A 23,849-nucleotide genomic window follows, 5' to 3' on the forward strand; every position below is an offset into this window, starting at 1 on the left:
CTCTAACGTCTAAAGTCTAATCTCTAACGTCTAAATCCTAATTATCTCTCCAGAAGGAGGGTGTGAAAGGGAGGAGGAGCCCGAAGATTTCGAGACGTCCAGCGAGCATGAGGAAGGAACTGAGCCAGAGACCGAGGTCAGGAAGTTCGCTCCAGGAGTCGAGGGGCCCGAGGGAGTAGCCTATGCCAGGGCCTACGTTGCAAAAAGTGGAGATGCTCAGACCGAAACTATCAAACACTGGATAGCCCAGCATGACGAAGATGCTGATGCCTACAATCATGAGGAAAAGATAGCAACAGATATAGGCAAAGATGCTCTGGAGAACGTCGGTGGTGAGATAGTCGTTGTTGATGCGCAAAGGAAGGACAGCGCGAGGGTGGAGGATGCGGCGCACTTCAGTGCGCATGACCTTTATGGCAGTGAGGATGCGCACGGTCTTGACACCACCTGCGGTGCTCCCCGCGCAAGCTCCCATGACACTCACCAAGATGAGGCTAATCCAGGTGAGATGAGGCCACTGCATAAAGTTTTCCGTGGTGAATCCTGTGGTGCTCATCATGGAGGTGACATAGAAGAGCGACTCGCGGAAGCCATGCTCGGAAGGGTCGCCTGAATGCCACCACTGACTCAAGGTGCAGGTGGTGGTGAAGAGGATGATAAAGGTGATAAATAGCCGTAGTTCCTCGTCCTTCCATAAGAGTCTGAAACGCTGTTTGAAAATCATGAAGTAGAGCAGCGAGAAGTTGACAGAGCCGAGGAACATAAAGAACACCGAAACATATTCGATGGCAGGAGAGTTGAAATGGGCTATGCTAGCTGTGTGTGTAGAGAAGCCTCCCGTGGCAATGGTAGCAAAACTATGATTGATGGCATCAAAGGTGTTCATACCACATAGTCGGTAGGCGATGGCACACGCAATGGTGATGAGGAGATAGGTGCTCCAAAGATAGTGGGCAGTGGTGCTAACACGCGAGTGGAGTTTGCCGAGTTTTAGTCCTGTGGCTTCGGCAGAAAAGAGTTCTTGCTCGCCTATACCGAGTGCAGGTAGTAGAGCGAGGGTGAAGAAGATGATCCCCATGCCACCCACCCAGTGGGTGATGCTGCGCCAAAGCAAGATGGAATGGGGCAGAACATCGATATTGGTGAAAGCTGTGGAGCCTGTGGTGGTGAATCCCGACATGGCTTCAAAGAAGGCTGCTGAAGGGCGAAGCATGTGTCCGCCAAAAAGAAAGGGCAGCATGCCCAAAATGCCATAGATAATCCATACGATGGCGACGATGAAAAAGCCATCTCTTCGCTCAAAGTGAGTGGGACCTTTGCCTGCCAAAATACCCAATAATAGACTTAGCGCGGTGCAGATGCCGATGGGTACAATCCATGTGCTGTGGTGAGATTCGCCATAGCCGATGCCTACGAGCCAACAGATGAGGAACAGCAAGGCTTCGAGACCTATGAGTCCTGAGAAGGCGCGAGCAATGATGCGATAGTTCAGCATGAAATGGGGTTATTTGAGAAACTTTTCCAATTTGCGAGTTTCGCTGTGTAGACAGAAGATGAGGAGCACATCGCCAGCTTGGAAGATAGTGTTGCCGTTGGCCAGATACCCTTTGTCACCACGCACATAACCACCTATGCTGGCTTGCGATGGCAGATGGAGATGTTTGACAGCTTTGCGGGTGAAGATGGAGTCAGGTTTGACACAATACTCTAGCACATCGGCATCGGCCACGGTAAAGCTCTTGATGGAGGCCACATTAGCTTTTAGTAGCATGCGATAGATGTGGGCAGCCGCAAAGGTTTTCTTGTTGATGATAGAACCGACATCCACTTTCTCAGCCAGTTCGACGTAGCCGCTCTGTTCGACCATGGCAATGGTTTTGGTGAAATTGAGCAATCGTTTGGCGGAGAGCGATGCGATGATGTTGGACTCTGTGTTTTTGGTGGCAGCCACAAAGACATCAGCTTTGCGGATACCTTCGTCGTTGAGAAAGCTCAAATCGCGGGCATCACCTCTATACACTTGATTTTTGGTGTGGGTGATGGCACTGTGTACGGCTTTCTCTTTTTCAGGATTTCGCTCCACGACCCACGTGCTGATGTCGTTGGGAAGTGTATTGACACTATGGATGGTGATGTCGCTGCCGCCCATATACACCACGCGTTTGGCTTCGGGAATGTTCTCTTTATCGAAAATATGGCGCACGAACTGAATGTGTTCGGGGCGCGTCATGACAAACACCAAGTCGCCTAAGAGTATGGACGTTTCCCCATGAGGGATGATGGTCACACCGTTGCGCTTGATGGCGGTGATGTGGAAGGGATCTTCAGGACTTGAGATTTCCGAGATTACTCTGTCGATGAGTTCGCAGTCTTCGCGCACCACTACGGCAAAAAGTAGGAGTTTTCCACCCTGCATTTCCCACCATTGGCGTGCCCATGGACGAGAGATAAGGTGGTTAATCTCATTGGCTACGAGCAGTTCGGGATAAATCATAGAGTCGATGCCGAGTTTGCGGAAAAACTCTAGGTTGTCTGCTTCCATATACTCTATGCTGTCTACGCGTGCCACGCACTTCTTAGCTCCTAGCTTCTTAGCCAGCATGCAGCTTGTCATGTTGCGGCTCTCATCGGGAGTGACGCCTACGAAGAGGTCACAACCTTCTACACCAACTTCGCGGAGGAAGCTGATGGAAGTGGGAGCACCACGCACTTTAAGCAGGTCTTCGTGCGGGCAAGCCGTTTTGAAAGATTGCTCGTTTTCGGTGATGAGCACGATGTCGTGCTTGTCTCGGGTGAGGAGTGTGGCTAAGTGACTACCCACTTCTCCTGCTCCAGCTATGACTATGCGCATGACTATGATAGAATGGCGCGGTGCGCCTTTTGAGATACTCGGATGATGTTTTGATAGATTTGCTCCTCTAGCGGAGTTTGGGCATTACCTATGAGATTTTGCTCTGCTTAGCTTCTGAGGCAAGTCGATGTCTTTTAGAGATGTGCTGCAATGGCTTGTTCTATGCCAGCTTGGTCGATGCCACAGAGATGGTGTAATTCATGGACAGCTCCATGTTCGACAAAGTTGTCGGGGAGCCCGAGGCGCACCACTTTAGAGGCCACACCATGATCTGCCAAGAGTTCAAGCACAGCACTGCCGATGCCGCCTTGGCGAGCCCCATCTTCGAGGGTGATGAGGGTGCGATGTGTGCGTGCCACTTGGAGTATCAAATCTTCATCTAGAGGTTTGGCGAAGCGCAAATCCACATGGGTGATTTTTACCTTGGGATGTTTCATCTCGATAGCCTCAATGGCATCTGCAGCAGTAACACCGATGGGGCCGAAAGAGAGCAGTGCCACTTCGCCCGTACCTTGTCGAAGCAGACGACCACGCCCTATTTCTACGGCCTTCATAGGGCATCGCCAGTCGCTTTGTCTACCGCCACCACGAGGATAGCGAATCACAAAGGGATGTTTCGCTGCTTGCTGCGCGGTGAACATGAGGTGGCGCAATTCGCATTCGTCGTAGGGAGAAGCGATGATGAGATTGGGGATGGGGCGCAAGGCCGCAATGTCGAAGACACCGTGGTGGGTGGGGCCGTCTTCTCCCACGAGTCCAGCACGATCTAGGCAGAACACCACGGGCAAATCCAAGAGCGCGGTGTCGTGGATGATGTTGTCGTAGGCACGCTGTGCAAACGAACTGTAGATGTTGCAGAAAGGAATCATGCCTTCCTTTGCCATTCCAGCAGAGAAAGTGGTGGCGTGGCCTTCGGCGATGCCGACGTCAAACGTGCGTTCGGGCATCTGTTGCTGCATGATGTGCATGGAACAGCCTGTGAGCATGGCTGGAGTGACCCCAATGATGCGTGGATTTTGTTCGGCGAGTTCGACTAGTGTGTGTCCGAATACGTCTTGAAACTTAGGAGCAGCATCGGGACGTTCGGGAGTAGCGAGTTTCACCTCTGCTTCAGGGTCAAACTTACCTGGAGCGTGCCATCCGAGAGGGTCGGCTTCAGCACATCCGTAGCCTTTGCCCTTAGTGGTCTTGATGTGCAAGAGCTTAGGGCCTTTCATGTCTTTGATGCCTTGGAGAATCTCTACGAGTTCGAGGACGTTATGTCCATCGTAAGGGCCGAAATAGCGGATGTTCATGCCCTCAAAGATGTTTTGTTCTTCGGAGAGGAATGATTTTACTGCATTGTTCAGGCGGATCAAACTCTTGCGACGTGAGGTGTTAAGCAGTCCCCAGTGTTCAAATCGGCGGGCGATGCGATTGCGCCAACGATTATATCCAGCAGAAGCGTGGAGTTTGAGGAGATATTGCTTCATGCCTCCGACAGAGTTAGAGATACTCATGTCATTATCGTTGAGGATGATGAGCAAATCATTGGGAACTTCTGAGGCGTTGTAGAGGCCTTCAAAGGCTAAACCTCCACTCATGGCACCATCGCCGATGATGGCCACTACTTTGCGTTCGGGATGACCTTGTTGCAAGGCCGCAACATTCATGCCGAGGGCAGCAGAGATGGAGTTAGAAGCGTGACCACAAGCAAAGGTGTCGTATTCACTCTCAGAGGGCGAGGGAAATGGTTTGATGCCTCCCAGCTGACGATTGGTGTGAAACTGATCGCGACGGCCAGTGAGGATTTTATGTCCATAGGCTTGGTGTCCCACATCCCACACGATGCGGTCGTCGGGTGTCGTAAACACATAGTGCAAGGCCACCGTCAGTTCGATAGCTCCAAGGCTAGAAGCCAAGTGCCCAGGGTTTTGTGAGAGCTCTTCAAAGATGTCTTGGCGCAACTCCCGACACAGCTGGGGCAGGTCGGCCAGTGACAAACGTCGTAGGTCGGCAGGCGAATCAATGCGCGATAAGAGGGGATATTTTTCGGGAGTTGTCATGTCTGAAAGATGTTAGAGTCAAGATCTTAGGCGTTGTCCTCGTGGAGTTCCTTCCTTGGGTGATGTTGCCATTCTCGACGTGAAGGTACGCAAAAATTGCAGCTACGCAAGTGCGCACCGCAATGTTTCTCATCTACAACGTCAAAAAACAACGTCTATTGTCCAAGGGCAAATAGGTAACGTCTAATGTCTATGTTCCGAGAGCCTCAGAGATTTGTTGTCTTCTGAAAGCAGAACGGATGTATTGTTGCATCATGGCAATGGCGCGCTTGTTGTCGCCGCCATTGGGCAGGATGATGTCGGCATGCTCTTTGGAAGGTTCGATGAACTCATCGTGCATGGGTTTGAGCACATTGCGATATTTCTCGATAAGCATCTCGAGAGAGTGACCACGCTCTGCGATGTCGCGCTCAATGACACGGAGCAAACGCTCATCGCTGCACGTATCGACAAAGATTTTCAAATCCATTTGATCGCGCAGTTCCTTGTCGTAGAGCGCCATGATGCCTTCCACGATGATCACATCGTGGGGTTCCACGTGAATGGGCTCCTCACATCGGGTGCAAGTGAGGTATGAATAGGTGGGTTGCTCGATAGCTTCTCCACGTTTCAATTGTTCGATTTGGTGAGCCAACAGAGGCCAGTCAAAAGCGTTAGGGTGGTCAAAGTTGGTGAGCTTGCGCTGATCTTCTGGCACATCCCATTGGTGCTTGTAATAAGAGTCTTGCGGGATGACGGCCACCGCATCAGGGGGCAAACTTTCCACGATTTTTCGCACCACAGTAGTCTTGCCAGACCCTGTGCCGCCTGCTATTCCGATGATGAGCATGGGAGAGGAGTGAATGTTCAGTTGATGGGAACTGCTAGTTTGGCCATGTGTGGTCTCGATAGTTCCACATCAACGGCACAATTCGTACAGTTTGTAAGGGCAAATGTACGAAGAAAAAATGAAATCTACCCAGTAGTGCCTATAATTTAGCCCCTATAGTTCCCACCTATACCTCGTATTAGCGCATCTTTAGTTGGCATTTTCTTTGTATAAATTATCAGGTGTTATCTCATGCTGTTGGCTTTGTACTCTTCTACTTTAGTCTTTGGTAGCATAATTGTTTAGAGGTTCAGAATGATTTCTTTATCTTGAAAAGCTATTAAAAAGCTGTTTTCAATTTGTCTGCTCAAAAAAGAATGAATAACTTTGGCATACTATTTCAGAGATATCGCACTGTAAGAGTTGCAGGTGCTCTGATACTCATCCTAACATCATTAACTCATGAAAATTAGTGCTTATTTTTTATTGTATAGTCTGTTTGTTTTGCCTTTTTGTCCGAGTGTGGCGAAGGCACAAGAGGTGGTGCGCTATGAGCCCGTCGCACTCTCGTTTTGGACTGCCGACAATCTCTCTATAAGTCTCTCGCGACAAGGCGATGGCTACTTGCTCACCCTCCAACTGAGGGCTACCGACCGCAGATTTCTCCCCGAGAGCACACTGTGGTTACGCACTTTTGATGATCAGATGATCCAACTTTCGGGAAAGCTCATCGACAATGAGGTGCAACTCTCCGTCAAAGACGAATCGGTGTCGGGCTATCCCAAACGCCGCATGGTCGCCACAGCCGTTTACCCCATCACGCGTGCACAGTTGTCGCAGTTGAGTCGTGGAGTGAAGCAACTTCGCCTTTCGACGATTCCCATGACCTATGATGTGCGCTTCGATCGCGACCGTATCGGACAGGCACTCTACAACCTCTTCTTGGCACAAGAAGAAGTGATGTAAGGGCAGAACGTGGTCTACCTATCAGTGCTAGTCTTGTTATGCTAGCGACAACAGAGGCCTTTAGCTGGTACTATTCTGCACTTCTTCGCGTTGTGTCTGTGGACTCTTGCTCCAGCGAACAATAGGATGTCTTCAGATGTCATGAGCCATTCTCCCTTTGTCTTTAAAATATAGTCTTCCCATGTATAAATACCTCCTATCTTTTCTTTTACTACTAACCACACTCTCCGCCACCGCTCGCAAAGTGGTGCGCGTGGCTTGCGTGGGCAATAGCATCACCTACGGCACAGGAATCGCCAATCGTGAGCAAGATGCCTATCCTGCACAATTGCAACGTATGCTCGGAAAGGATTATGTCGTGGGTAACTTCGGAAAACCAGGGGCTACCCTCCTGCGACATGGCCATCGTCCTTATTTCCAGCAGACGGAATTTCGTGAGGCGTTGCAGTTTAAGGGAGATATTGCCGTGATCCATCTCGGCATCAACGACACCGATCCGCGAAATTGGCCCAACTTCCGAGATGAGTTTGTGGGCGACTATGTGGCACTCATGGACTCTCTGCGACAAGCTAATCCCAAAGTGCGCATCATCCTTTCGCGCCTTACGCCGATTCGCTACGATCATCCACGTTTCGACTCTGGCACTGAACTTTGGCGCAGAGAAATCTCCGAGACCATCGACCGCATCGCCGCATCACAGGGCGTGGAACTCATCGATTTCTACCAACCGCTCATAGCGCATCCCGACTGGTTGGGCGATGGCATACATCCTGACCCACGTGGGGCGAAGGTTCTGGCTGAAACTGTGTATAAAGGTATCACGGGCAATTATGGCGGTTTGCAACTTTCACCACTGTTCTCCGATGGCATGGTGCTCCAACGCGGAGGTTGCTATGTCCATGGCCTAGCAAATGCCGGAGCTAACGTGGTGGTGAGCTATGAAGGCCGAGAACTGGGCAAGGCAGTTGCCAACAATCGTGGTGAATGGCGCATTTGGGCAGTGCTTTCCCAGCCTGTGGAGAGCGGAACACTGACCATTGCCGCAGGTCGAGAGGTGAAACGCTTCAAAGATGTGGCAGTGGGCGAAGTGTGGCTCTGCAGTGGACAGTCGAACATGGCTTTCAAGGTGAAACAAGCTGCGACTGCGCAACAAACTATCGCGCAGTGCAACGACAAAGGATTGCGCCTATATAATATGACACCTCGATGGGAAACCGACAATGTGAGTTGGGACAGCACAGCCCTTGCCGAGGTGGATCAGTTGCGACTCTTTGAGGCGCACCCTTGGGAGGTAGCTTCGCCCGAAAGTGTGGGTGATTTTTCTGCTGTGGCCTATTATATGGGCAAGATGATTCGCGATAGTCTCAAAGTGCCTGTGGGCATCGTGTGCAATGCTGTGGGAGGTACGCCCACAGAAGCATGGATAGACCGCCCTGTGTTGGAAGAGCATTTCTCACAAATCTTCCGCAACTGGCGAGGAAATGACTTTGTGATGGACTGGGTGCGCGGACGTGCTGCTAAGAATGTAGCACTTCGTCCCGAGGCACGTCACCCTTATCATCCTGCTTATTGCTATGAAGCTGGGATGCGCCTCCTAGAAGGCTACACTTTTAAGGGAGTGGCGTGGTATCAAGGTGAATCGAATGCGCACAACGCTACGACCTATGCGCGATTGCTGCGCTTGTTGCAAGAGAGTTGGACGCAGCGTTTCACCCAAACTGCGCAAGCTACCGAGCGAGTGGTGGCAGGGCTGGATTCACTTACTCCACAATTGCGCCTGCAACAATTGGCTTTTGCCAAAAAACATCCCTTTTATCTGGTGCAACTTTCCAGTATCGAGCGTCCATCATGGCCTTGGTTTCGCGAAACGCAGCGCAGTCTTGCACAAGAACTCCATCTTCCCCTCATCGTTACCTCCGACAAAGGATTGCGCCGTGATGTGCATCCTCCCTACAAGGCTGAGGTGGGTGAGCGTTTAGGCCGGGCGGTGCTCCGCAACGACTATGGTTTTGCACATAGTCCACTGAGTCCTGAGGTCACCTCTGCCCTCCGCGCTGGTAGTAGTGTGTGGCTCACGCTCGCCACTCCCATTCGCTTGACCACAAGTGACCAACAACCCATGCGCACCTTTGAAGTGGCTGGTGCAGATGAGCGTTTTTATCCCGCGACTGCTGAAGTCACTCCTGCAGGACAGCTTGTGCTTTCTGCTGAGGCAGTGAAACTACCGCGCTATGTACGCTATGGTTGGCAACCTTTCAGCGAGGGTAATGTAGTTTCTTCCCAAGGTCTTCCTCTTTCCACCTTCCGTTTGGAGGTGAAATGAGGAGCGCGCACTTTATTCTCTAGCTTAATAAAACAGCGACCAGCGAGATTCTCATCGAAATCTCGCTGGTCGCGTTCTTTTATATACCGAGTGTTTGCGGCTTGTGTGAGGAGCTGTGCTCCCTCGTGGGGTGATAGGGCTACAAGATAAGGACGTCGTCCTTTCTCCCATCTAGAGAGGAGAGTGGGGCAATCCTAATCCCTATCTGAATCCTAGGCACTATTTGCAATGAATGGTGAGACGTCGCTCTTCTGTGCTGCCTTTGGGGATGAAGACAATCTCTGTTTTCTTGCCTGAAAGCACGAAGGGCGGAGTCGAAACTGCCTTGGCAAAATCGATGCGCTCGCAGCGTTGCCCGTTAATCTCCACGATGCGGTCACCTTGATGGATGGGGAGCTTCGCATTCCACACAATGCCAGCCACGATAGTTCCATCGGCGGTGACGGTGGGCACCACTTCCCATTCGGGTTGATAGACTTTCAAGGGTTCTTTCTGCAAAGGATGAGGCAAGAAGTAGAACGCGCGGCGAGGGAAGTCAATGGCAACATCACCGTAGTTGAAGAGCATCGAACCGAGTCTGGAAGAAGTTCCATCGGTGGTGGTAGTGGCAACGTCCGCAAATCGGAAGCGTGCAATCTCCATTTGGGGAATGAGGATGCGGTGCTTGGTTGTCACTCCCTCTATGCCACTAGCACCCATGGACAAAGTACCGTCGGCAGTGGCCAGAATGCGCGCAGTGGAACGACTCTGGGTGAGGCGTTCGCGCTGACGGTTGGACATTTCGTAGAATCCCTCCGCTCCGCTGTCGAACATCACCGTGTCAGTGTCGCTTTTACCCAAGCGCACAGCCACCATGGGCACATAGTCGTTGGGCAGCAGTGGGAGCGCACGTGAGGGATCTAGGCCAAGTCCTTCGGTGAGGGTGGTGAAGATAAACTGACGTTGGCGAGTGTCCCACTTGACGATGCCCATGCGCAAGAGATTATACCCCAAGATGCCATCAATGAGTTGGGCGGTGGGGTTGCCTTTCTCCCATTGCATGGCTTGGATGTTGCGAAAGGTCACCGCACCTAATTGCAGACTGTCCAAACTCACGAGAGAAGTTTGCACCGCTCTGCCGTTGGAGTCTTCGCCAGTGCGCATTTCTCCTGCTTTGACTCCGATGCGTGAGGCAAACTCATGACTCACGCAGCAAGGCGCACCCGTGTCAAGCAGGAAGCGTCCTTGTTGGCCATTGACTTTCAAGGATACGATGAGCTTGCCCCCCTCATTGACATAGGGCACAATGGCGCGAAAACGCTGTGCCGCTGCGAAGAGTGAGGACGAAATCAACCAGCAGCCGAGGACAAATGACCGAAGAAAGGTAGATGTCATAGGTGAGAAACGGAATTAAACTAGGTGAATGGTAGAACTACTGTTGAGGAGTTGTGGGGATTTTCTCCATTTCCTCGAGAATTTTCTCCATGGGGAGTGAACCCACCACCTTTCCGGCTACAGTGCCATCGGGGTTGAGCACGAGGAGCGTGGGATAGGCAGAGATGCTGTAGCGCTTTGCCACCTCAGGGCCTTCGCCTTTTTCCATATCCAATTTGAGATTCACGAAGCGAGCATTGAACACCTTGCCCACTTCTGGGCGAGGGAAGACGTCGCGAGCCAATATCTTGCAAGGGCCACACCATTCGGTGAAGCAGTCTACAAAGACTTGCTTGCCACTCTCCTTAGCTTTGGCTAAAGCTTCTTTGAGTGAGAGATGATCAAACAAGATGCCATCATTTTTCTCCAAACGGTCTGCTAAGAAACTTAGTTGTTTGGCTCCACTTCCGGTTTCAACTGTAGAACGTTGACGGAGGTAAGTGCAAAGACGTTTGATTTGTTGAGCGTTGAGGTCGGGAAAATCGAAGGTGAGTTCGTAGCTAGCACGAGAACTCTGGAATTTATCGCCTTCTTTTTCCATGAAGTCTACGAGAGCTTCATATTGTTTGGTACCACGAAGTTCGGCGAGCTTGAGCGTAGGGTAGACTCCTGAAGTATCAGCTATGCCAGCTTTGCGTGCCCCTAGGGAGAGGTCTAAGAGGGCATCGGCATCGTAGGGTGTGGTGCCCGAAGCATAAGCCGCTGCTTCTGAATAAAACATACGTTCTAGGAAGCTATTCACCTTGTTTTCACCGATGTTTTTGATGAAAGCATCGCGGTGATCCACCAAATAGTGGTAAAGGGGAGCTTGACGATTGGTGACCAGACGGGAAAGGATGAACCAGTTGTCCTCCTTTGCATATTCCTTCTCCGAAAGTTGTGCCCAATATTCTTGTGCCACTTGGTTGAAGGTGGAGTCGTCTGCGAGGTTCAGCGCATAGAGGTAGTTGCGGAGCGTCTTCTTGTCGCGCTTTCCTTTTTGATAGGCTGCAGAGAGACCAGCGAGAGACGTTTTGGGAGAGAGCGATAGTGCGAGATCTTTTTGGAAATCGGGGAGCTGTTTGCCACCGATGATGCGTTGGATCACATTGCCTTCGGTATCGAGCACGAGGAAGTGCGCAAAGCGGTGAATGTTGTAGCGTTTGGCGATGGCAGCATTCTGACGTTTGCTCACGTCCATGTAGAAAGGTACAAAATTTTTGTGGAGATAGTCAGCAAACGCTTGGTTGGAGAATACGTAAATGTCCATGCCATGGCAGGGAATAGCCCAATCGGCGTAGCAGTTGAAGAAGATGGGTTTCTTCTCTGCTTTGGCGCGTGTCAAGGCTTCGTCGAGAGAGCGCACATAGTTTACTTTGATGTCGGCCTTTACTTTGTCGCCATACATGCTGGGTTCTACTTGAGCCGAGGCAGAAAGAGGGGCAAGACATCCCAATGCAGTGGCACAAGCCAGGAATAGAGATTTGATAGTCATAAGGGGAAATACTTAGACGTTGGATGTAATCTTGAGAGAAATTTCGTCAAAGGTACGGATTCTTTCTGGAAGATGTAGACGAAAACTCAGAAAAAATCTCCGACGTTTTTCAAAAGAACTCGGAGATTTTCTCAAAACTCTCGGAGTTTTTTCTGAAAAAGTCCGAGAGTTCTACACCAATTCTCGGAGAAATCGTTGGGAAGTCTCCGAAAGGGCTTTCTATTATTGGGCTTTTGGGGTGAAGTCTTTCACACAGCGCACGCTATAGAGTACGGGTCGTTCCATATTGTCTAAGCGAGAAGTGCCGCGCCACACCTTGTCGTTGAAGTGGGAAGACATGCGCACGATGGCACCAGGCAGAGAGTCATTGAGTGTCACGGGAGTCGATGTCCAATAGTACCATGATTTTCCACGATTCACATAGAGCTGACCGCGGGCTTTCTGGTAGGCATTGGCCCCCGCCAAGGGAGCATTGAAACCTGCTGCACCTCCTTCGCTCATCACGGTGCCTAAACCTGCACCGCGCCAAGCATTGTCGAGCTGAGCTTCTTGGGAAGAGAGTCCAAGAGCTTGCTCAAGTTGCTGCCAATCTTGGTCGGAGGGGAGTCGCCATCCCTCAGGTACAGATGCTTTTGCCGCAGCGTAGGAATAGAGGAAACCGTATTTCTGAACATATCCTCCATTAGCCTTTTCTGCTTTCTCAAAGTTGGCGCGGCCATATTTGGCACGAGCGGCAGGTTGAAGGGCGAAGCTGGCGAGGCGAGTGGTGAGGGTGTCGTCGAAATCGGGGTTGAGATAGGCGATGTTTTCACGCAGTTGGGCTGCGGTCAAACGACCGCGCTTGAAATGCTTGAAGAGTGGGAGGATGAAATTGTCGATGGGAGTACCATCCACTTTCCAGCCATCGAACTTCGGATCAAGGAAGAGTTCTTCTATCATTTGCCCTAGGATTTGGTCGTCGGGCACCATTTTCTTTTGATCCACGGGTTTTTCTTCCCAGGTGAAAGCACCATCTAGGCTATAACCATTGGGGGCATAGCGCAGATTTTCGGCCAACCAAAGTTGATTGCCCACACGAATGGTGTGGTAAACATTGTTGTCGCGTGGGTCGGTGAAGTCGGGGCCAGCCGTAACGGCCGAGGAGCGATAGGAAAAACTGGGGTTTTCTTCATCGTGACAGCCGATGAGCGCGCCAGTGGCTAGCAGGAGTAGAGTATATAATAGGGACTTCATGAGAGGACTAAGTCATTATCGGTGAGAAATGTGCAGAGAAATGCGTGTCGGAGTCGTAAGCGACGTCTATTGTTCTATGCGATTGTAGTTGAGATTCAAGCCCAGTGTTTGGCTAATAAAGTTGTAGAGCAACTCATATTTCTGCATCACGAGGGGGAAGTCTCCATAGCGTTGGCGGAAACCTCCATCGCCCAGATAGAGCAGAGCCTGAAGATATTGTTCGCGGTCTTCGCTGTCATCACTTGGGGCGTAGGCTCCCGATTGTTTCCAGCCAGCGAGGAAACCGAATTGTGCGATTTCGGCAATCATGGCCTTGCGCATGTTTTGGGCTTCTTCTTCATCTTTAGCAATGGGCTCTTGACCACCGGTGCTACGCAACAGCAGAGTTACGATGTCTTCGTGGTTGTAGGGGGTGAAAGGAGGTTCATCGAAGAGTGCATTCACAGAGTAGACGAAGCTCTTTTTGCCCAAGTCCAAGACGGTGGGTAGGGGATAGGTGCTATTGAGCTTCTTCCATTCTTGACCATACCACCCATTGGTCTTGCTTACCTCAGCGAAACGACCACAGAGAGCAGACTGGGCTTTCACGCGATCGCTCACCATGCTTTGCACGATGGTGCTGATTTGGGCGGCTACTTTGGCGGAGTCGGTGAGCGAACGCACTTGAGCGAGCACGAGAGTGCGGAATCCCACGTGGAAAGTGGGCTGTTGCGTGCGGTGAGCTGAGGCGGCAGTGAGGGTGTCAGCCACAAGGATGCTGAAAGGTCGCATGGGCTTAGAAATCTGGCCGAGATAACTGCGGATGAAGCGGAGCGCGCGCATCTGATCTTCGGGAGCGGTGAGATAGACGTAGGAGTATTTTACCCCGCGATTGTAGCCCGAAAAGGTCCAGTTGAGATCTACGGTTTCGTAAGTCGTACGAGGCTTTCCGTCTACACCAAGACCTTCAGTGTGTTTGGCGATGGTGTCGTTGAAATATACGGGAACACCAAAGTCTTTGTAGAGCAAATAGCGAGCATGTTGGATGGAGTCGTTGGGTTGATCGGTGATGACAAAGTCATTGCCATAGGTGAGCCCAGGAGTGATGGGGTCTTCGCTGCTGCATCCTACGAGAGCGAGGAGCGAACAGAGGAACAGAAATATATGTTTCATGGGGATGGAGCTTAAAATGTGGGAAGACGTGAGAGTCTTAGTAATAGGGTGGGCATAAAGATACCCTAAAGTCCTAAAGATTCATCATAGAGCAGTGCTCTGAATACTACGGAGCAGGCGTGGGAGTTTCGGGAGTGTTCTCCTCTTTTTCATCTGGGACGTTAGGCAACTCACGAGGTTTCTTCACTTCCACGCGCTCTGGGCGCACATGGTTGGGCATGGGCACCTTGTCGAAAGAGATGACACTCTCGGGAAGTGAGAAGGTGTAGGCAGCATCGCCCGAGGGGAGGAGGAAAAGATGCGTGGTGAGGAAAGAGTTTTGCTCCGTGTAAGCATTGAAAGCGTGAACGACAGTCTTGCGCAAAGGATATTTCTCCAGCACACTATAGCGGCGCAAGTCGAACCATCAGTGACCCTCGAAGCAAAGTTCGCGGCGGCGTTCGTTGCGAATCTCATTGACCAAGTCTTCTCCTGTGTGGTTCGTTAACTTTTCGTCTATACGCTGGCGTTGCAGTTGGTGAAGCACGGTGGTAGCTTCGGCATCCTTGCCCTGCATGGCCAAGGCTTCTGCCAAATTGAGGTAGGCTTCTGATGTGCGGAGGGTGAAACCATCGGAAATGTGGTTGGCTTCGGTGGTGCGCTCATATTTATTGGCCAATCCTAGACTGTCGGACAAAGAGTTTGTGCTGAAGAAGGTGCTGCGACGTGCATCGAAAGCCGAGAACAATTCGTAAAGTTCGCGCGAAACACAATAGTCGGCTGGTGCACCTGTGAGCGAAGTGTTACGATCTGCGGCAGCGAGGTGGTTGGCTCCTTGAGTGAAGAGGATTTCCACATTGTTGCGAGTCAGGAAAGGTTGACCGCTTTGCAAAGCAGACAGAGGAGTGAGCTTGGCACGAGGACTTTCTACCACGCGACGAGCAGCCTTTTCGGCATCGCTCCAGCGTTGCATGTAGAGATATACGCGGCTCAAGAGGAGATTGGCGGCTTCGGCCGATGCGCGGTGCAGACGGAAGCGGTCGGGCTGTGGAGAAACAGCCAGTTCGCTGGCTGCTGTCTCCAGGTCTTTAGCCATTTGCGCATAGACAGCGGCGTTGGTGGCGCGAGAAAACTGCGTTTCTTTGTCTTTGTTGTGCTCCACATAGGAAGTGAGCTTCAGAGGAACACAGAGGTCAACGGCTGCGGAGTCGAGGCGGTAGGGACGTCCGTAGAGATTGGCCAGAGCAAAATAGAATTGTGAGCGTGCAAAGAGGGCTTCCCCTTTGACACGATGGTAGAGTGCATCGTCTTCTTGGGTGGCATGTGGCATGTCGTCGATAAGGTCTACGATGTTATTCACATGGTTGATGCGCGTGTAGAGCGTTTTGAGCGTAGCATCGTCGTTGCCTTTGTTGGTGCGGCCATAATTGTAGCGCACATCTTGTTGCCAAGTGAAGTAGCCGTACATCGGAGCCACGGTGTGTGTCCATGCCGTGTTACCAATATTGCCTTGTTGTGACGTGCCAGTGGTGTTAATATCATCGTCGAGGATGTTGATAAATCCATAGGTGCTGGCCGAAACCCCTTTGTTCACGACATGGCTTTTGAGATATACATCGCCCACCAAGAGCTCGTTGAGGTCTTGCACGGTCTTTGCGACTACACGATCTTGAGAATACTGATCGAGAAAGTCGTTGCAGCTTGCAGTGCTTAGGAGCGAAAGGGCAAGTGCGAGGGTGGAAAACTTGTGATTCATGAGTAATCTATGCATTGGTTGAGGCTATGGTGGCTGACTTAAGGGAAGATAACACACCGACTGCCTCAAGATGGGAGATGATTAGAACGAAATTCTCAGGCCAAAGGTGAACGATGGGCGAAGTGAGAGGGCTGTTTGCAGTGAGAAACCTGACTGCGTGGGATCCTGTCCTTCGAGAGCAGATGATTTGAGTGTGAAGACATTGGTCATCGCTGCATCAAGTGCTAGGTTGGAGAAGGGCATACCCTTGAGTTGCTTGCGAGAGAACTGGTAGCGCAAGGCAAGATTGCTCAAACGCAAGTAACTACCCGATACTACTCGTGCATTGGAGTTGTCATACATCATCCAATAGTTGTCGGCGAAAGCCTCGAAACCTTGGGTCGCTGCGGGAGTAGCAGCACTCCAGTGGTAGCGGTTCTCTTGAAACGCTGGATCGCTGGGACTAATCAAGGAAGGAAGCTGAGTGTGCTTCTCATCGCCAGGTTTGCGCCAACGTTTGGTAAACTCTTTGCGCACGTTGTTTTCAGAAGACACTCCATCGAGCACATCCTTATATAAGGCGAATTTACGAATCTTATTGCCAAGGGCATAGTTGAAGCTCGCAGAGAGCGACCACTGTTGGTAGCGTAGTGTGCTGTAGAATGAGCCAGCGAGATTGGGTTCACGACTTCCGCTCTGAGAACCTACGCGCTGCATGATGCGGTCCAGGGGTTGTCCTTCGAGTAAATGCTGACGATCGCGGTAATCATCGAAGAGAGGGAGCCCATTTTGTGGATCGAGTCCGATGAAATTGTAGCTATAGAAGGTGCCAATGGGCTTGCCGTCGATGATGGCCGTGCCATTGAGGTACTTTTCTATCTTATATTTGTTGGCGGTTTTGGTGTTTATGCTGTTATAAACTACGGAGTAGTTGGCAGACACCAGCCACGTCCAATCGCGGGTCTTGATGGGATAGGCCGAAACATTGATGCTGAAACCACTATTCGTGATATCACTGCCGTTCATTGTGTAGTTTTCCACACCATTGAAGGGAGAAACCAACGTGTTGTCAAAGGCATCTTTAGTGTGCTTGTAGTAGGCATCTACACCCACAGTGAGGCGATAGTCGAAGAGTGAAGCATCTACGCCCACATTCCACTGATCGGTCTGTTCCCAACGCAGATAGGGATTGGGCAAAGCATCGACTTTTGCCACATTTTCTCCATAGTAGGTGTCGAGACTCTCTTGGCGCAATAGGAGATTTGGCGTTTGATTGTCTACCATATTACCCGTTTTACCAAAGGAGGTGCGCAGGCGCAAGTCGCTCACTGCATCATAGCGACGCAAGAAGAGGGACTTCAGATTGAGCATACCAGAGGCGGACCACACAGGGAGGAATTTTTCGTTGCTGCGTGAGCCAAACTTGTTGGAAGCATCAAAGCGCGTGTTGGCACTCAATGAGAAGAGGCTACCATAAGAATAGGAAAAAATGGCGTAGCCACTCAGGCGGTGCGTCTTGTCGGCACGGAGCGTGGGGTGATTGTGTGCCACCCATGAAGCATATTTTGGGAAACGATTCATTTCCTCTGCTGTCATGTTCACATATTTCAAACCACGACTCTTGAAGAAACCGCGTGTGTTCTCGCTGAATCCGTCAGTGTTCGACACATTCATTTCATAACCCAACGAAGCACTGAGGAGGTGCAGTTTCTTCTCTCCGAGGGCATGGCGGAAATTGGCTTGTGCACGGAGCGTAAAGTTTTCGTTTACGTTCGTTCCTGTGTTGTACACGCCGCCGTAAGGCATATCCGAGAGACCATAATCGCCAGGAATGGGAGCTTGTCCATATTCTGCATTGCGCAACTGCGCTGCATAATTGGATTTCTCGCCGAACCAAGTGGAATTGTCGGAGTGAGTGCGCTGATAAGAGGTGGTGAGGGTGAGGTCGAGCAGTGTTTTGAAACGATATGTCAAATCAAGGGCTGCCATGATACCGTTTGAGCTGTAGAGCTTCTCTGCATTCTCAATCTCATTCAGAATGTTGTAAGCATATTTGTACTGCTCGTTCTTGTCCGTGCCCACATTGTAGGCGTGTCGTTGGTAGAAGAAATAAGAACCATCGTTGTTGAAGGCTGGAAGTGCCCGCGTGGTATTATAGGCATAACCCAAGAGATCGATTTCTCCAGGGAGTTGTGTTTTCTTCTGTACGTTGGCATTGAGGCGGATATTCGCTTGGATCACCTTCGCAATGCGAGTTTGCATGTTGAGCGAGGCGGTGTAGCGGTCGTTGTTGTGGTGCAGTTGCACGCCCTCTTCGCGATTGTAGCCCAGAGATGCGTAATATCTGGCAGTTTCACTACCTCCCGACAGTGCCACAGTGTGATTGTGGTTGAAGGTGTCGTGGGTGAGCAACTTAAACCAGTCGGTATTCACCGTTTCCGCACGTTGCACCTCAGCCAAGAATCCATTGTAGTCCGTCTGTCCAGTGACAAATCGGTGATAAGCCCCTTCGTAGCCCACCATCGTCATGTGGTTGGGGAAGGTGTAGTGGAGATTCATCAATTCTTGTCCAAACTGCACGCGCTCTTGTGAGTTCATCAAGTAGATGTTGCGGTCTGAATAGCGCGGACGAGCGGTGAATTTGAATTGGCTGTTGTAGGTGATGCGTGGAGGGCCAGGTTCCCCCTTCTTAGTGGTCACCACAATCACACCATTGGCTGCGCGAGTGCCGTAGAGAGCAGTGGCAGCCGCGTCCTTAAGTACGTCGACACGTTCAATGTCTTGAGGGTTAATCCCTGAAATCGCGTTGCCGATGTAGTTGATGTAGTCTGGATCATTAAGCTGGTCGTTGGTCACATCGACAGGGTCGGAGAGAGGGATGCCATCTAGCACCCACAGAGGTTCGCGATTGCCGATGAGCGTGGAAGTACCGCGGATGCGCATACGAGCAGTTGCCCCCACTTCGCCAGAGTTCTGCATGAATACCATGTCGGGCACGCGACCTTCTAGAGCTTGTTCCAAACTCGTCATACCTGGCATGAGGATTTCTTCCATCTTCAACGAAGTGATGGCGCTAGTCTTCTCACGAGTCGAAATCGTGCCATATCCTGTCACCACGGCTTCTCCGAGACTTTGACTGTGATCTTCGAGCATGAAGTCGTAGTGTGTCACATTAGTGCGTCCACTCTTGGTTTGTCTCTTCATGCCAAGGTAGGAAGCCGAAATAGAAAGGCCCGCTGTGCTAGTGCCTGCTGGAAGTTTCACACGATAAGCACCTTTGTTGTCGGTTTGCGCTGTCCAAACTTTGCGCCCCAGTGTGACCCGCACGTAAACTCCTACGAGGGGTTCGCCCTGTTTGTTGAACACCATGCCCGTCACCACGTTATCTTGCATGGTGTTTTGGGAGGTAGCGGTGGTTTGCGCGGATAGTGGGGTGGTGGCCGTCAAGGCTCCTGCCGCGATGAACGCGGCTATTAAACTACGAAATGGGGGATAAGTCCTCATAGGCATGAAGAGATAAGATGAAGAAATGAGCGGTCGGAGATTGCATAAAAGATGTTGTTATGTGCTTATATGCAGAGACTCGATTGCAAATATACTAGTTGTTCTTGATTATAACAAGATTTTATTTATTTTTCTGCAATGTTTTCTGCGAGGGATATTTGTTTTAATGGAAAAGTGGTGGGAAATGTGGTAAAAATGTCGCTTTTTTATTGCGATAATTGCTTTTTGTCTATCTTGTGGTTGCTAGAGAAAAGTGAGTTTTTTGCGAATTTCGTTAGAAAAGCTATATATTCTGAGATGAAATGGTGAGGTAATTACGATGTATGTGGCTATTACTAATGGTATAATTCAATAATGTAAAATGGTATAAGAGAAAAAATGCACAAAAAACTGAGCATTATATTTGAAGCACTGTCTTGCTTCCCTCTAGCTTTCGGTTCTGGATTGTCTATTCGACGGCATATAATGCAACTCCTGGCTTGCGATGGGCTTTGGGAACCGTAGAAAATGGAAGAGTCCATGGGAAGAGGCATGAAATATCTAGGGATTTTTAGGAATATCGTGCAGTGTCTTTGGTAAAGTATTAGGAGTGGATACTAGGGAGAAATCAGCGGGAAAATCTATTCATATCTTCTGTTTAAGAGACTCTAGCCTTATTGTATAGAGGATTATTGCGCAACTTGAGTTTTTTTGCGCAAAATATGGCTCTGAAAATCTCGTAACTTTTCGGAGAGAACGCTGTTTACTCCCATTTTTGTTGGGATTTTTCTCGAAAAGAGGGATGACAATGAGAAAAAATGAAGAAAAAATTTGGAGAAGTCAAAATAAAATCTCAAATTCGCTCATGAAAACAATTAAAAACAGCAAGTGAACATTGCAAAAATGGGTATCTAAAGTTCAATTTCAAGAATTTTTACTTGAAAACTTTCACCTTTTATTCACTGCTATTAGGCATAAATCCTTATTTTCCCATGAAGATGCCATTTAGGACCTCAATCCTAAGACCAAGACGAAAACAAAATTGAAAGTACTCGCACCATTCATTGCGATGTATACGCCAATCTTCTATAACCGAAACAACGGACGGATTTAACCATGCTTAAGGAAGCACAGAGCTCTCAACAGGAGTGTCACCAATCCTTGTAGCCTAATCTTGTCGTCCGAATCTTAGAGTCCTTCGTGATTCTCTATTGTCTTTTACCTAAAAAACAAACCCTATGATGAGCAATGCTAATCGTAGACCCTCCGCTAGCCGAGGTGCTTCGCGGATGTCGGCCTTTATCGGCTTGATGTGTGCCTTAGGTGCACTGCCTTTCTCCCCAGCGCAAGCTCTTGCTGCGCAAGCCACCAACCATCGTGCAGCGGTGATGGAGCAACAACGCGTCAATGCAAAACGTGTCACTGGTGTGGTGCGCGATGCTAAAGGTGAAGTTCTCGTGGGTGCTCTCGTGCGCGATGCTCAAAATCCACGCATCAGCACATTGACCAACGAACGCGGTGCTTTCACTCTCAGTGGAGTACGTAGTGGTCATGTCAATGTTAGCTATATAGGTTATGATAAAGTAGACGTAGCAGTGGGAGATGGTTCTCCACTTTCTATCACCTTGAAAGAAACGAATAGTAATCTTTCCGAAGTGGTGGTCGTGGGTTATGGTCGCCAAACCAAAGCAAACCTCACTGGTTCCGTAGCACAAATCAAGAGTGAAGAATTGCAGAGCCGTCCCGTGCAAAACGTATCTTCAGCCCTCCAAGGCTTGATGCCTGGTGTCACGGTTACTGCAGGACAAGGTCGTCCTGGCGCCGATGGATCCACCATCCGCGTGCGCGGTATCGGTACGCTCAATAATTCCGCTCCTTATATCCTCATTGATGGTATTGAAGCCGGTACGCTCAACTCTCTTGACCCTAATGATATCGAGAGCATTTCTGTGTTGAAAGACGCAGCTTCTGCAGCCATCTATGGTTCTAAGGCTTCCAATGGTGTGATTTTGGTGACCACCAAACGCGGTAAGACCGGTAAGCCAGTCGTAAGTTACAATGGTAACGTAGGTTTCCTCAATGCGACTCGCTTAGTAGAACGCTTGAGCTCTTATGAATATGCCAAAATGTATAACGATGCTCTTGCGGCTAATGGCAAGAAGGCACGTTGGTCTGATGAGGATCTCAAGAAATTTGCCGATGGATCTGATCCCGATGGACACCCCAATACTGATTGGTACGGACTTGCTTACAAGACAGGTGTACAACACTCACACAATGTCAACGTATCTGGCGGTACAGACCTAGTGAAGTACATGGCCTCTGCTGGTTATATGAACCAAGAAGGTATTCTTCAATCGTCCAATCGTGAGCGTTTCACCATGCGTTCTAACTTGGACTTCAATTTCTCTCCCAAACTCACAGGACACGTTGGCTTAAATTTCATTCAGGACAACCACAACGACCCTAATAATAACTATGTAGGTGGTGGTTCTGATCAAATTATCCGACAACTTAATATCATCGCTCCTTGGATTCCCGCACACTTTAAGAATGGCACTTATGGTACTATTAGTGATGGTAACCCAATAGCATGGCTCGAAGCTAATCAACCCGTCAAGAATGAAGACCGTACCATCACGGCTAATTTGGGTTTGGACTATCAGCTTCTCAATAACCTTATGCTGAGTGCGAAACTCGGCCACGTAGCAAGTAATGCTTATGAACAATCCTTCTTGAAGTATTTCCGCTACAATCCTAACAAGGAGACGTCTCCCAACAACTTAACTGAAGGTTTTGGCGACGACACTCGCACCACCCTCGATCTTACGCTCAATTACGACAAGCAGTTTGGCGTTCATGGCCTCAAATTCTTAGGAGGTTATCATGCCGAACGCTATCACTATCATGGACTTTCTGCCTATAGAAAGAACTTCCCAGGCAATGAACTCACCGACATGAATGCAGGTGAAGCTGCTACAGCAACCAATGGTGGCTACTCTCGCGATTTGAACATGCTGAGCTATTTTGCACGTGTCAATTACGATCTGATGGGTCGTTACCTCTTTGAGGCCAATGTTCGTGCAGATGCTTCTTCACGTTTCGCCAAGGGACATCGTTGGGGCTACTTCCCCTCTTTCTCTGCTGCATGGCGCATTTCTGAAGAGTCCTTCATGGAAAACACCAAGGATTGGCTCAACTATCTCAAGATTCGTGGTTCATGGGGGCTTTTGGGTAACCAAGATGCACTCAAGGACTACTACCCAGCTGTGAATACTTACACTATTGGTGGCGTGAGCAACTTCAATGGTAAGCCCAACACAGGCTATTATCAAGGCAGCTACAAGCAAACTACAATTTCTTGGGAAAAGGCACGTACTTGGGGTGTGGGTGTAGACTTCCAATTGTGGAACGAACTCACTGGTAGCCTTGATTTCTATGACCGCAAGACCACAGGTATCATCATGAAAGTGCCTGCGCCTTATGAATTCATGTTGGGTGACTACATGGACAATGTGGGTGCTATGCGCAACACTGGTGTGGAATTGACCCTTGGTTACCAAAAGAAATGGGGTGAATGGTCATTTGGCGCACAAGCCAACGTGTCTTACAACAAGAACGAAATCCTCAACCTTGGTGGTGTAGACTATCTGCCCGATGGCAACCAACGCAAGGCTGTAGGCCATGCTCTCGGCACATACTACATGTATGAAGCTGATGGTTTCTTCCCAAGTGAAGAAGCTGCACAGGAATGGATGAAGAAGTATAGTGGTAAACCTGGCTATCCCTTCGGTAGTAATAAGTTCCATGCTGGTGACTTGATTTATAAGGACACCAATGGTGATGGTAAGATCACAGAAGACGACCGCACCTACCACGGCACGGCACATCCTAAGTGGAACTTCGGTTTGGTACTCAATCTCGGTTGGCGCAACTTCGACTTCCAAGCAATCCTTGCAGGTTATGCCGGAGCACAACGTGTGCTGGGTTCTGAAATCTATGGAGACTTCCAAGGTGACAACTCTCACCCCTCTACTATCTGGCGCGACTCTTGGACTTACAACAAGAGCAATCCTAAGATGCCACGCGTCGTAGAAGGCGAACAGTCTATGAGTCACTGGCGTCGTGTCATGAGCTCTTTCTGGCTCAACAACACTAGCCACCTCCGTCTCAAGAATATCCAATTGGGCTACACGCTTCCTCAAAGTGTCACTCGCACCCTTGGCATATCTAAGATGCGTTGCTACTATTCTGTCGAAAATCTCTTGACCATCGACGGCATGAAGGTGAATACTGATCCCGAAACCTATGTAGAACGCGGATCTAACTATCCTCTCATGATGACCAACTCATTGGGTATTTCCGTGACCTTCTAACCTCAAAATAG

General features: G+C 49.9%; 14 protein-coding genes. 3 read left to right on the top strand and 11 right to left on the bottom strand.

What is annotated here, in order from left to right:
- Window positions 1-37: 37 nt before the first annotated feature.
- The 4 genes from HMPREF9999_RS02175 to udk form a co-directional block, all read right to left on the bottom strand.
- Window positions 38-1,495, bottom strand: coding sequence for a TrkH family potassium uptake protein (locus tag HMPREF9999_RS02175; protein ID WP_009436651.1), 1,458 nt, complete (start codon window positions 1,493-1,495; stop codon window positions 38-40).
- A gap of 9 nt (window positions 1,496-1,504) precedes the next feature.
- A complete protein-coding gene (gene trkA, locus HMPREF9999_RS02180) occupies window positions 1,505-2,851 on the bottom strand; it encodes a Trk system potassium transporter TrkA (RefSeq protein WP_009436652.1) in 1,347 nt (448 codons plus the stop codon).
- Window positions 2,852-2,985: 134 nt separating this feature from the next.
- Window positions 2,986-4,896, bottom strand: a complete 1,911-nt coding sequence (gene dxs / locus HMPREF9999_RS02185; protein ID WP_009436653.1) for a 1-deoxy-D-xylulose-5-phosphate synthase — start codon at window positions 4,894-4,896, stop codon at window positions 2,986-2,988.
- Window positions 4,897-5,086: 190 nt separating this feature from the next.
- Window positions 5,087-5,725 (bottom strand): uridine kinase, encoded by a 639-nt coding sequence (gene udk, locus HMPREF9999_RS02190; RefSeq protein WP_009436656.1) that lies wholly within the window; start codon window positions 5,723-5,725, stop codon window positions 5,087-5,089.
- A gap of 441 nt (window positions 5,726-6,166) precedes the next feature.
- On the opposite strand from udk, the gene HMPREF9999_RS02195 reads away from it, so the two are divergent.
- Window positions 6,167-6,670, top strand: a complete 504-nt coding sequence (locus HMPREF9999_RS02195; RefSeq protein WP_009436657.1) for a hypothetical protein — start codon at window positions 6,167-6,169, stop codon at window positions 6,668-6,670.
- A gap of 181 nt (window positions 6,671-6,851) precedes the next feature.
- The gene (locus HMPREF9999_RS02200; RefSeq protein ID WP_009436658.1) at window positions 6,852-8,993 is read left to right on the top strand and encodes a GDSL-type esterase/lipase family protein; all 2,142 of its coding nucleotides are present in this window, start codon (window positions 6,852-6,854) and stop codon (window positions 8,991-8,993) included.
- A gap of 219 nt (window positions 8,994-9,212) precedes the next feature.
- On the opposite strand, the gene HMPREF9999_RS02205 is transcribed toward HMPREF9999_RS02200, so the two are convergent.
- From HMPREF9999_RS02205 to HMPREF9999_RS02235, 7 genes are all read right to left on the bottom strand, one after another.
- The gene (locus HMPREF9999_RS02205; RefSeq protein WP_009436659.1) at window positions 9,213-10,367 is read right to left on the bottom strand and encodes a TIGR02281 family clan AA aspartic protease; all 1,155 of its coding nucleotides are present in this window, start codon (window positions 10,365-10,367) and stop codon (window positions 9,213-9,215) included.
- Window positions 10,368-10,404: 37 nt separating this feature from the next.
- Window positions 10,405-11,880: a thioredoxin family protein gene (locus HMPREF9999_RS10180; RefSeq protein WP_009436660.1), complete on the bottom strand. Its 1,476-nt coding sequence runs from the start codon at window positions 11,878-11,880 to the stop codon at window positions 10,405-10,407.
- A gap of 222 nt (window positions 11,881-12,102) precedes the next feature.
- The gene (locus HMPREF9999_RS02215) at window positions 12,103-13,113 is read right to left on the bottom strand and encodes a fibrobacter succinogenes major paralogous domain-containing protein (RefSeq protein ID WP_009436661.1); all 1,011 of its coding nucleotides are present in this window, start codon (window positions 13,111-13,113) and stop codon (window positions 12,103-12,105) included.
- A 66-nt stretch (window positions 13,114-13,179) separates the two neighbouring features.
- Window positions 13,180-14,265, bottom strand: a complete 1,086-nt coding sequence (locus HMPREF9999_RS02220; RefSeq protein ID WP_044062948.1) for a hypothetical protein — start codon at window positions 14,263-14,265, stop codon at window positions 13,180-13,182.
- A 106-nt stretch (window positions 14,266-14,371) separates the two neighbouring features.
- Window positions 14,372-14,662 (bottom strand): hypothetical protein, encoded by a 291-nt coding sequence (locus HMPREF9999_RS02225; protein ID WP_044062949.1) that lies wholly within the window; start codon window positions 14,660-14,662, stop codon window positions 14,372-14,374.
- 9 nt (window positions 14,663-14,671) lie between these two features.
- The gene (locus HMPREF9999_RS02230; protein WP_044062951.1) at window positions 14,672-16,015 is read right to left on the bottom strand and encodes a RagB/SusD family nutrient uptake outer membrane protein; all 1,344 of its coding nucleotides are present in this window, start codon (window positions 16,013-16,015) and stop codon (window positions 14,672-14,674) included.
- 66 nt (window positions 16,016-16,081) lie between these two features.
- Window positions 16,082-19,483 carry a SusC/RagA family TonB-linked outer membrane protein gene (locus tag HMPREF9999_RS02235; protein ID WP_044062989.1) on the bottom strand — a complete coding sequence of 1,134 codons (3,402 nt, stop codon included), beginning with the start codon at window positions 19,481-19,483 and terminating at the stop codon, window positions 16,082-16,084.
- 1,268 nt (window positions 19,484-20,751) lie between these two features.
- Here HMPREF9999_RS02235 and HMPREF9999_RS02240 point away from each other — a divergent pair.
- Window positions 20,752-23,838: a SusC/RagA family TonB-linked outer membrane protein gene (locus HMPREF9999_RS02240; RefSeq protein WP_009436669.1), complete on the top strand. Its 3,087-nt coding sequence runs from the start codon at window positions 20,752-20,754 to the stop codon at window positions 23,836-23,838.
- Window positions 23,839-23,849: the final 11 nt, after the last annotated feature.

Source organism: Alloprevotella sp. oral taxon 473 str. F0040, from assembly GCF_000318095.2.
Lineage (GTDB): Bacteria > Bacteroidota > Bacteroidia > Bacteroidales > Bacteroidaceae > Alloprevotella.